The organism is Pedobacter sp. MR2016-19, from assembly GCF_014947265.1.
In the GTDB taxonomy this organism is placed as follows: domain Bacteria; phylum Bacteroidota; class Bacteroidia; order Sphingobacteriales; family Sphingobacteriaceae; genus Pedobacter.
Genome location: NZ_JADCNK010000024.1, coordinates 69,553 through 79,932, shown reverse-complemented (window position 1 = coordinate 79,932; position 10,380 = coordinate 69,553). Strand labels below are relative to the sequence as shown.

The following is a 10,380-nucleotide window of genomic DNA, read 5'->3' as shown; positions in this document are numbered from 1 at the left end:
GCTTCGTTCCGGGCTTTCCGTTCTATCAGGTTTTTAAACAATGGTTCTGCCTTCCATAGCTGTTCTAATACCACAGTAAGTAAAACTTCTGCAATTATGACTAACATCATTTCGGTTATAAGTATTTAGCCCTATTTTTGCTATGGAAGGGTATATGGCGAAAGGTTTAAGGCGTAAGGTTATATCTTGATACTCACTTCTCCATACTTGATACTTATTAAACATGAAAATAGAACAGATATATACAGGTTGCCTGGCAGAAGCCGCTTATTACATTGAAAGTGATGGCGAAGCTGCAATTATTGATCCTTTAAGAGAAGTTGCGACCTATTTAAAGAAAGCAGAAAAAGCTGGTGCTACCATTAAATATATTTTTGAAACACATTTTCATGCCGATTTTGTTTCCGGTCACGTAGATTTGGCAGGAAAATCGGGTGCTGAAATTATCTACGGTCCAACTGCCAAAACCGAATTTAAATCGCATATTGCCAAAGATGGTGAGCAATTTAAAATTGGTAAGCTAACCATAACCGCATTACATACCCCTGGGCATACCTTAGAATCGACCACCTATCTCTTAACCGATGAGAACGGTAAAGACCATTGCATTTTTAGTGGTGATACCTTATTTATTGGTGATGTTGGCCGACCGGATTTAGCGCAAAAAGGACATTTAACAATGGAAGATTTGGCCGGAATGCTTTACGATTCGTTAAACGAAAAGATAAAACCTTTGGCTGATGATGTAATTGTTTACCCGGCTCACGGTGCTGGTTCTGCCTGCGGGAAAAGCATGAGTAAAGAAACTTTTGATACCTTAGGGCATCAGAAACAAGTTAATTATGCTTTAAAGGCTGAAACAAAAGAACAGTTCATTGCAGAAGTAACGGATGGCATTATGCCTCCGCCCCAATACTTTGCTAAAAATGCTGCGATTAATAAAGGTGGTGTAGAAAGTATTGACGACGTTTACGAAAAAGGACTAAATGCCTTAACCCCGCAACAATTTGAGGATCTGGCCAACCAAACGGGAGCGATTATGCTCGATACCCGCGATCCGCAGGTTTTTGCAAAAGGTTTTATTCCAAATTCGATCAATATTGGTTTAAACGGTCAGTTTGCACCATGGGTAGGGGCTTTAATTACTGATTTACAGCAACCCATTTTACTGATTACCGATCAGGGGAAAGAAGAAGAAACGATTACGCGTTTAACCCGCGTGGGTTACGATAGTACTATAGGATATTTGGATGGTGGTTTCGAAAACTGGACTGCAACAGGCAAAGAAATCGATACTATTGAATCTATATCGGCCGAAGCTTTTGAGGCGGCGGCATCAAATGGAGAAATTACTGCGCTTGATGTGCGTAAACCAGGTGAATATGAATCAGAACATTTGGAATTTACGCTTAGCCGTCCGTTGGATTTTATTAACGAATGGACTGGTGAGATCAATCCGAACGCTACCTATTATATTCATTGTGCAGGTGGTTACCGATCAATGATTGCGGCTTCTATATTAAAATCGCGTGGGGTAGAAAACGTGATTGATGTAGCTGGTGGTTATGGTGCAATAAAAAATACCGGTTTAAAAAGAACCGATTTCGCTTGCCCGAGTAAAGCAATGAAAGTGTAATTGGTATAAAAAAGGCTGGCTAAGCTTTAACCATTTAAGAAAATATAAGCTTATATGCCCCTTACATTTCTTATATGGTCAGCATAAAACGGTAAAATACCCTAATTTATTTTATATTGTTTTATGCCTTAAAAATTTTAATAAATAGTCAATTGGCAAATCAAAATCATTACGACGTATTAATTATAGGTGCCGGCCCAATAGGGATGGCTTGTGCAATTGAAGCTCAAAAGGCAAACCTAAGCTATGTCATTATAGAAAAAGGTGCTTTGGTAAACAGTTTGTTCAACTACCCGGTATTTATGACATTCTTTTCTACTTCACAGAAGTTAGAAATAGGGGGCGTGCCTTTTGTAACCATTAATCCGAAACCGAATAGGAATGAAGCGGTTGAATATTACCGCCGTGTCGCCGAAAAGTTTGATTTAAAGATCAATCTTTTTGAGCGGGTGCAACAGGTGATTAAAAATGAAGCTAATGTTTTCGAAATCAAGACTTCTAAAACAAATTATACGGCTGGAAATGTAATTGTTGCCACAGGTTTTTATGATGTGCCTTTATTAATGAATGTTCCGGGAGAAGATTTACCAAAAGTAACACATTATTATAAAGACCCACATTTATACGCCTTTCAGAATGTAGTGGTAGTTGGTGCCAATAACTCTGGTGTTGATGCCGCTTTAGAAACCTACCGCAAGGGGGCAAATGTAACCATGGTGGTGAGGAGTGGTGAACTTGGTCCGCATGTTAAATATTGGGTTCGCCCGGATATACAGAACAGGATTAAAGAAGGTGAAGTTACTGCTCTCTTCAATTCTGAATTGGTTGAAATAAGGGAAGGTGAGGTGGATATTAAAACCCCGGAAGGAATAAAGACCATTCCAAATGATTTTGTAATTGCAATGACAGGTTACCAGCCAGATTTTTCGATGTTAAGAAAATTCGGTATCGACTTGCCAGAAAGCCTTTGCCCAGCCTATAACGAAGAAACTATGGAAACCAACGTAAAGGGTTTATACCTGGCTGGTGTAGTTTGTGGTGGATTAGATACCCACAAACTGTTTATCGAAAACTCAAGGGTACATGCCGAAATGATTGTGAAGAATATTTTGAGTTAACTTAGCTACATTATTTTACAAGGGTTTATTAGATAATGTAGCGTAAGAGCTTCATAAGTCGACTCCGGAAATTATTTTTTCGATTCTGCATAATTCACATAATTATATGTTATTTATAGATTGCAATCTGAAAGCATATGAATCTGTGATGTATAATCTTCTAAAAAAATGGTTCTTCTAGAAACACTCTTTTATTGTAAAAGTTTTCTATAAGGTTATTTTTTGCTTCTAGTGTATCCTTAGTAAAATCGGAATTTAGATTTTTGTGAACTAGAATATTTCTGAACTCACCAAGTGGTTGCAGTTCATCCAAAAACTCTTGTTTTAAATGTCCATCCTTGATTAATGCAATTACTTGTTGTTTACTAGTATAGTTTTTATTAGCTTCTTTAACAAGTCTAGAGTGGGCATCTGATATTTCCTGGGTAATTAGCTTCCAATAATTTAAATATTCGCCTACTGCCTCATTAAGATTACTTGTTACATTCTCAACAATTTGCTCTTTTTCTTCATCCGGAATTATTATTTCATTCAATTTTTCTAGAGCCTCTTTTAATGGCTTTTCTATTTGTTCTGTTAATTCTAATATTTCATTAAATTCATTGTTTGTCAAAAAATTATTATGAGCAACCAAGCATCTTAATTCATAAAGTTTCGACCATCTCTTCAAAAGAAATTCATCCTCACATTCAACAACAGCTTTGAAATATCTTTGCCAATTTGATTTAGGGATATACGTCTTTAAATCTTCTAATTCTAAATCTTGTACGCTATTGCATTTTTTTATTTTTTCAAAAAGTTCAGAAATAAATTTTGTTTGATAGGGCTTGAATAGAAAATCAGCTAAATGAATGAAATCAACATTATGTAATAAATTGTTATTTGGTCTCTTACTTTTACTAACCGCATCTCTTACTTCATTGGGTAATGTTTCCTTGGTCCAGTTTGTGCCAATATTTGTTAACATAAATTTGGATATCAATTTTCTTAAGAGATTTTCAAGTTCACAAATTATAGGGTATGATTTTTTTGCATTATACATTCCAAGATCATCCCAAATTACATTCATTTCACCTCCAAATTTATTAACTAAGCCTCTTATTCTTTTCAAGAGTTCTTGGAGCAACATTATTGCATCATCCGCTTCTTCATAATTAACCTCTAATTGAAAGAATTTTTGACTTTTGTCAGTTATTTCTCCATGACCAATTATTATTTTGAAATCTTTATTTTTATATTTAATATTATTACTTGAAATAGTTATTAAATCATCAGCTTGTAGTAGATTTTTGAAAGTTTTAATTGAGTTACATACTTTTTCTGATGTTTTAAAAACAATAAGGTATTCGATTTTCATGTTTGAGCGTTTTTTAATAAATAATTGTTGGATTTGTTTTTTAAATTCTTTTAGCTAATGCTTTCAGCGTACTCTCTACAAAACTTTCAATAGCAGTTTCTACTCCTGGCAAATCTTTAGAAGTAATATACGATCCCATTACATGGTTACCTGCATTGGGTATAGCTACTTTTCTTTTTAAGTTATCAGGCGTACCCAATTCATCGAACATTTTCAACATGGCATCTACCCGGACTACAGGATCCTGTTCAAGCTCATTTTTATAGTAATAAAGCAGTAAAACAGGTTGTTTTACCTTTTTAAAGGTTGGTTTGAGCATGCTGCTTTCTATAAATTCTTCCAGTTCTACCAACGATTCGAGCCGGTAATTGGTGTACCAGTATTTTTTATATTCGTTGGTGCGGTCGTCTACTTTACGTTCATCGCCACCTACTACTTTACGGGCAATCTGTAAGCCCCAGGGATTGTTTAAAAGCCAGGCATTTTTATCATTAATGGCCACATTTGGCGACATTAAAATCAAACTGTGAATTTCTGGATAGGTTGCCGCTAATTTTAAAGCCACCGTTCCACCGGTAGAGGTACCCACTAAAATTACTTTTTTGCCTAGTTTTTTGCCGATGGCATAGGCCTGTTTGCTGGTTTCCCAAAGGCGGTCGGCTGTAAAATATTGCATGGGTGCCAGGGTATCAATTCCGTGATCGGCCAGGCGGGCAAGGTATAAATTGGCGTGTAATTGCTTAGCTAAATTTAAGTGTACCGGGTTGCCTTCTGTTTTTGATGCTGAAAAACCATGTAAATACACAATGGCATATTCGGTTTGCTGGTGAAGGCTATCGGCCCATACAATTTCAGCTTCGTTGCCGGGTTTTATTTTATGCATGGATTCGATACTGGCTACATAACCGTCCAGGTCTTCCAGATCGGGCACTTTGGTCAGCTCCTCACTAAATACTGGTTTTTTAGGTTTTGGTCCTAACAAATAACCAGCAATAATAAATGCCGAAAGGCCTATAATTACTTTGTAGCGTTTTTTCATGCCATTAAATATTGGTTTAAATGTAAAATTTGAATTTAAATAAAGCTAATTTTTAGGGGAATTAATTATCGCTTTGAGGGGCCTTTTTACCTGCACTGCCCCATCATGTTAAACCTGATAGCGCCAAATAGCCCACAGCCCGAAGCATGGGGGCGAGGACTATGGGCAATAGCAGGAGCAAAGATGTTAAAGATTGCTGTCCTTTGCTTTTCAAATCCTTAATAATAAGCTTACACATTACCTTTTTATGGGAAATTAGTTTAAGTTTGCAATCAAAATTTTTCGACTTAATGCCGGGAATCGAACAGATAAAAACACCTATAGCTGCTGATATTAAAGCGTTTGAAAAAACTTTTAAGGAATCGATGCATAGCGACGCACCGTTGCTGGATAGGATTACCCATTATATTGTAAAGCAAAAAGGCAAACAAATGCGGCCGATGTTCGTGTTTTTTGCGGCTAAACTTTGTGGCGGAATTACAGAATCAACCCATCGTGGAGCTGCTTTGGTAGAGCTTTTACATACGGCCACTTTGGTGCATGATGATGTGGTAGACAATGCTTATGAACGCCGTGGCTTTTTCTCCATCAATGCTTTATGGAAAAATAAAATTGCCGTTTTAGTTGGCGATTACTTATTGGCTAAAGGATTATTACTTTCAGTAAACAATAATGAACACCGATTGTTACAAATTGTATCGGAAGCGGTGAAACAGATGAGTGAAGGCGAACTGCTGCAGGTAGAAAAGGTGCGGAGGATGGACATTTCGGAAGATTTGTATTTTGATGTAATCCGACAGAAAACTGCCTCTTTAATTGCTTCCTGCTGCGCTGCGGGTGCTGCTTCTGCAGGTGCGAGTGATGAAACAATAGAAAAAATGCGTCTGTTTGGCGAAAAAGTTGGGATTGCCTTTCAGATTAAGGACGATACTTTCGATTTTGGAACTGATGATGTTGGCAAGCCTTTGGGTATTGATATTAAGGAGAAGAAAGTAACCTTGCCTTTAATTTATGCCTTAAATAAAGCTGAGAAAACAGAGCGTAAAAAAATGATCAACCTGGTGAAAAACCATCAGGACGATCCGGTTAAAATACAACAGATTATTGATTTTGTAAATGCGCACCAAGGTGTGTATTATGCCAATGAGAAAATGTTGGAGTACCAGAATCAAGCATTTGATATTCTGCATAGTTTTGATGCAGGTGAGGCCAGAACAGGTTTAGAACAACTTGTACTCTATACCACTGAACGTAAAAAATAATGGGTAACGAATTACTTTTTAGCTTAGGTTTTCTTCTTTTTATTGTACTGATTCTTGCTTTGGACCTTGGTCTTTTTAGCAGGAAAGAGCATGTAGTGAGTTTAAAACAAGCGGGAATAATGAGTTTAATTATGGTGGCCCTGGCCATCGGCTTTTATTTTATCCTGCTGACTGAAGGCCACCAGCTGCATGGAATTAAGGATTTTGCCCACCTGCAAGAGATTGTAACCAAACATCAACATCATATTAAACTGGTTCCAGGCGATTTTGAAGGAAGTTTGGCGGTTTATAAGCAAAACCTCGGACTGGAGTTTTTAACGGGTTACGTAATTGAGTATGCGCTTTCGGTAGATAATATCTTTGTTATCGTGCTCATTTTTTCTGCATTTGCGGTTGAAGAAAAATATTATCACCGCGTATTGTTCTGGGGGATATTGGGCGCTATCATTATGCGTTTCATCTTCATTTTTGTGGGCGCGGCACTGATTACCAAATTTGCCTGGATACTTTATGTTTTTGGTGCTTTCCTGGTGTTTACTGGCGTGAAGATGTTTTTCAGCAAGGAGGAAGATGATAAAATTGATCCGGAAAACCACCCTGTGGTGAAATGGGCCTCAAAGATATTTTCCATTCATCCAAAATACGAGGGTAAAAACTTCTTTGTTAAAATAGACCATAAAAGAATGGTTACGCCGTTGTTTTTGGTACTGTTGATTGTAGAGTTTACCGATTTGTTATTTGCAGTGGATTCCATTCCAGCAATTTTTGCGGTTACCAAAGATCCTTATATTGTGTTTTTCTCTAATATTTTTGCCATCATGGGCTTGCGGTCTATGTTCTTTTTACTGGTAAATATTATCCATAAATTCCATTATCTAAAAACGGGTTTAGCGGTTTTACTGGCTTTTATCGGTGTAAAAATGTTAGGCCATATTTATTTGGAGAAATGGGGATTTACCACTGAGCATTCACTGATTGTGATTTTAAGTATCTTAGTAATCAGTATCGTGGCTTCGTTGGTTTTTCCGAAGAAAAAGGTGCATGTAAAACCTTAGTTTACCATCTAAAACATTTTGCTAAAATTATTTTAACCACCTAAGTCACCTGAGTACATTTAAGTTTTTTGTTTTGTAAAGTACTAAGTGGGCAGCTGCACTTTGCTGTGTGGCCTAGCAGATTTTCGTAGGAAAAAGCACAAAAACCTTTGCAGTTTCACCAATACTTCCACAGACCAAGGCAGTGTTTAAGCGAGTGTAGTGGCAATGAGGTTAGGACAGAGCCTATAGACTGCCGCAATTGAGATTTTTGTAGTTTTTTACAAGAAAGGATGCAAGCCTTGATCTTTTGTTTCTTTTCTATCAAGAGAAAAGAAAGAGCCCATCGGCGGCGGTGAGCCGAGGCAAGGTTGTGCATGGGGAAAAGATTGCTAATTCATTTTCTTGTGGTAAAGAAAAGAAAAGCAAAATAAACGTTACAGCTGGCAATGTCTAACGAAAATTTGTACTTTCAGCAGATATAACTAAACCTAATGAAATACCTTTTCTCTACCGCCCTTCTTTGCACTACTTTGTTTGCCAATGCACAGGATAAATTTAGTGATGTTTTTGCCAAAATCAATACAGATGTACAACAAAACTCAAAAGCTTATCAAACCCTTAAATATGAAACCGAAACCATTGGTCACCGTTTAACAGGCTCTGCAAATGGGGCAAAGGCTGAGCAATATGCTTTCGATTTATTAAAATCTTATGGTTGCGAGGTGAAATTTCAACCTTTTGAAGTAGAAAGCTGGGCCAGAAAAACGATCAGCGTAGAAATTGGTGCAGATAAAAATAGCCTTGTTAAAATGAAAGCCGTTACCCTGGCGCATTCGCCGGTGAGTGCGGATGTTACAGGTGAAATTGTAGACGCTGGTAACGGATTGGAAGCAGACTATCAGGCCAGTCCTGAAAAGTTTAAAGGTAAAATTGCATTGATTTATCTGGGTGTGTTACCAGGCTCTCCTGCAGGAACGAAATCATTACACCGTTCTGAAAAAACTGCTATTGCCACGAAATATGGCGCCATTGGTGTAATCATTATCAATACGGTAAAAGATGGCGTGCTTTTAACCGGAACCGCTTCGGTAACGGGTAAATTGATCCCAATACCTGCGGTGTGTATCGGTTTGGAAGATGGAATGGCTTTGAAAGAGAAAATTAAATCGCAGCCACAAACAGCGCATATTGCCATGACGAATTTTTCGGGTATGATTAAAGCCCGCAATGTAGTGGCTACCTTTAAAGGAACTGAATTGCCGAAAGATAAAATTGTAGTTGGTGGGCATTTGGATAGCTGGGATTTGGCAACTGGTGCTATCGACAATGGAATCGGCTCTTTCGCCATTATGGATATGGCACGGACTTTTAAAAAACTGAATTTAAAAACCAAACGTACGGTAGAGTTTGTATTATTTATGGGTGAGGAGCAAGGTTTGTTAGGTTCTAAAGCTTATATCGATCAGGCTAAAAAAGACGGAACCTTAAACCAGGTGAAATTTATGCTGAACTACGATATGACCAACGACCCGAAAGGTTTCTCTACTTCACGTGCTGAAATGAAGGATCTTTTTACATCCTGGGGGGCTGATATTGTGAAAATTGATACAGGCTTTAAAAACCTGTTTAATGCTGGCGCTGGTTTGCATAGCGATCATCAGCCGTTTATGTTAGCCGGTATTCCTACAGGAGGTGGTTTTGGTGGTAAATTGCCAAATAATTCCGGACCCTTTTACCATTCTGATGGCGATAGCTTTAAACTGGTTGACGAGCAGGAACTTAAAAATACGGTACGCTACAGTGCCATGTTAACTTATGCATTAGCCAATACACCGAAAATCCCTGTAGGTGTTCAGGGCGAAGAAGAGTTGAGGGCTTTCTTAGAATCTCAGAATTTGAAAGAACCTTTAACGATAGCGGGCGAGTGGCGGTGGAAGTAATGATTGGATAGATTCGCTTCGCGGGTGATTACACCGATTCAGAGATTTTACCGATTTTTATAAGCTATGATCCGTCATCAGTAAATTATTTCTGCCTTTGTGGAGAAATCTTTACGAGAACTGCCTTAAAGGATTTTCCCGACTTCGCTGTACTTCGCCCGAAAGGACGGAAATAAATTTTCGCGGAATTGTTCCGACTGAATCCTGGCGCAAAAGATTTAATACAAGAGCATAGCCAAATCAGCACTATCCGCTAATATAGCTTTCCAATTGAGAAATGGTCTGTTTTTGATCGGCAATAATAAATTTTACCACATCACCGATGGATACCATTCCTTTTACTTCGTCGTTTTCTACAACTGGTAAATGACGGATGTGTTTATCCGTCATCAATTCCATGCAGTAATCAATACTGTCACTAAACTTGATGGTAATGGGCTTAGCGGTCATGGCTTCTTTGATCAGCGTATCTTTTGATGATTTGCCTTGCAGGATGATTTTTCTGGCATAATCGCGTTCCGTAAAAATGCCACTAAGTTGTTCGTCTTCCATCACCAATACGGCACTGATATTTTTTTCTGTCATTACTTTTAAGGCATCCAGAACAGAAATGTTTTCAGATACGGAGATAATGATGGCCTGTTTGGTGTCCAGTAAATGTTTTACGCTTTTCATAAAGTTTAATTTGGTTGTAACAATTTAAGAAATAATTAGTTGGATATCAAAGTTTTATTTTGATGTTTTGGGGATTTTAAAAGAAGTCAAGTTTTTAATATGCACCTTGCCATGCCAAACTTGACTTCTTTAGGAGCACATACCGCAGTACCTGATTAATCTAAACCTGACAGGAATGACAGCCTCCGTCCCGATTTATATCGGGATTCATCGGAGCTATAATGTATGGCAGGGCCGAAGCTGAGTTAAGACTACAGGACTTGCTTTCCAAAAAAACAAATAAGACATGAAGTTTTCGAAATTGGGTATAAAGAAT

The 10,380-nt window shown here is 37.8% G+C and carries 8 protein-coding genes; 5 read left to right on the top strand and 3 right to left on the bottom strand.

All coding sequences use genetic code 11. The features are described from left to right. The first annotated feature begins 223 nt into the window (after positions 1-223). Both IM793_RS21930 and IM793_RS21925 read left to right on the top strand, forming a co-directional pair. On the top strand, positions 224-1,636 hold the full coding sequence (locus IM793_RS21930) for a rhodanese-like domain-containing protein (protein ID WP_193425086.1): 1,413 nt from the start codon (positions 224-226) through the stop codon (positions 1,634-1,636). A 152-nt stretch (positions 1,637-1,788) separates the two neighbouring features. Further along, the gene (locus IM793_RS21925; RefSeq protein WP_193425083.1) at positions 1,789-2,754 is read left to right on the top strand and encodes a YpdA family putative bacillithiol disulfide reductase; all 966 of its coding nucleotides are present in this window, start codon (positions 1,789-1,791) and stop codon (positions 2,752-2,754) included. A 160-nt stretch (positions 2,755-2,914) separates the two neighbouring features. Here IM793_RS21925 and IM793_RS21920 read toward each other — a convergent pair whose 3' ends face one another. Beyond that, positions 2,915-4,111 carry a HEPN domain-containing protein gene (locus IM793_RS21920; protein WP_193425080.1) on the bottom strand — a complete coding sequence of 399 codons (1,197 nt, stop codon included), beginning with the start codon at positions 4,109-4,111 and terminating at the stop codon, positions 2,915-2,917. Between the two features lie 40 nt (positions 4,112-4,151). After that, a complete protein-coding gene (locus IM793_RS21915; RefSeq protein ID WP_193425077.1) occupies positions 4,152-5,150 on the bottom strand; it encodes a carboxylesterase in 999 nt (332 codons plus the stop codon). Positions 5,151-5,440: 290 nt separating this feature from the next. Here IM793_RS21915 and IM793_RS21910 point away from each other — a divergent pair, with 290 nt between their 5' ends. From IM793_RS21910 to IM793_RS21900, 3 genes are all read left to right on the top strand, one after another. After that, positions 5,441-6,412, top strand: a complete 972-nt coding sequence (locus IM793_RS21910) for a polyprenyl synthetase family protein (protein WP_132404053.1) — start codon at positions 5,441-5,443, stop codon at positions 6,410-6,412. Continuing rightward, positions 6,412-7,467, top strand: coding sequence for a TerC family protein (locus tag IM793_RS21905; protein WP_193425075.1), 1,056 nt, complete (start codon positions 6,412-6,414; stop codon positions 7,465-7,467). Before IM793_RS21910 ends, IM793_RS21905 begins: the two co-directional genes overlap by 1 nt. Positions 7,468-7,940: 473 nt before the next feature. Next, on the top strand, positions 7,941-9,389 hold the full coding sequence (locus IM793_RS21900; RefSeq protein ID WP_193425072.1) for a M20/M25/M40 family metallo-hydrolase: 1,449 nt from the start codon (positions 7,941-7,943) through the stop codon (positions 9,387-9,389). 246 nt (positions 9,390-9,635) lie between these two features. On the opposite strand, the gene IM793_RS21895 is transcribed toward IM793_RS21900, so the two are convergent. Further along, complete coding sequence (locus tag IM793_RS21895; protein WP_193425069.1) at positions 9,636-10,064, bottom strand: CBS domain-containing protein; 429 nt, start codon at positions 10,062-10,064, stop codon at positions 9,636-9,638. Positions 10,065-10,380: the final 316 nt, after the last annotated feature.

Coding starts and splice junctions, on each gene's coding strand:
- IM793_RS21930 (WP_193425086.1), top strand. CDS start 224: ATGAAAATAGAACAGATATATACAGGTTGCCTGGCAGAAGCCGCTTAT.
- IM793_RS21920 (WP_193425080.1), bottom strand. CDS start 4,111: ATGAAAATCGAATACCTTATTGTTTTTAAAACATCAGAAAAAGTATGT.
- IM793_RS21915 (WP_193425077.1), bottom strand. CDS start 5,150: ATGAAAAAACGCTACAAAGTAATTATAGGCCTTTCGGCATTTATTATT.
- IM793_RS21910 (WP_132404053.1), top strand. CDS start 5,441: ATGCCGGGAATCGAACAGATAAAAACACCTATAGCTGCTGATATTAAA.
- IM793_RS21905 (WP_193425075.1), top strand. CDS start 6,412: ATGGGTAACGAATTACTTTTTAGCTTAGGTTTTCTTCTTTTTATTGTA.
- IM793_RS21900 (WP_193425072.1), top strand. CDS start 7,941: ATGAAATACCTTTTCTCTACCGCCCTTCTTTGCACTACTTTGTTTGCC.
- IM793_RS21895 (WP_193425069.1), bottom strand. CDS start 10,064: ATGAAAAGCGTAAAACATTTACTGGACACCAAACAGGCCATCATTATC.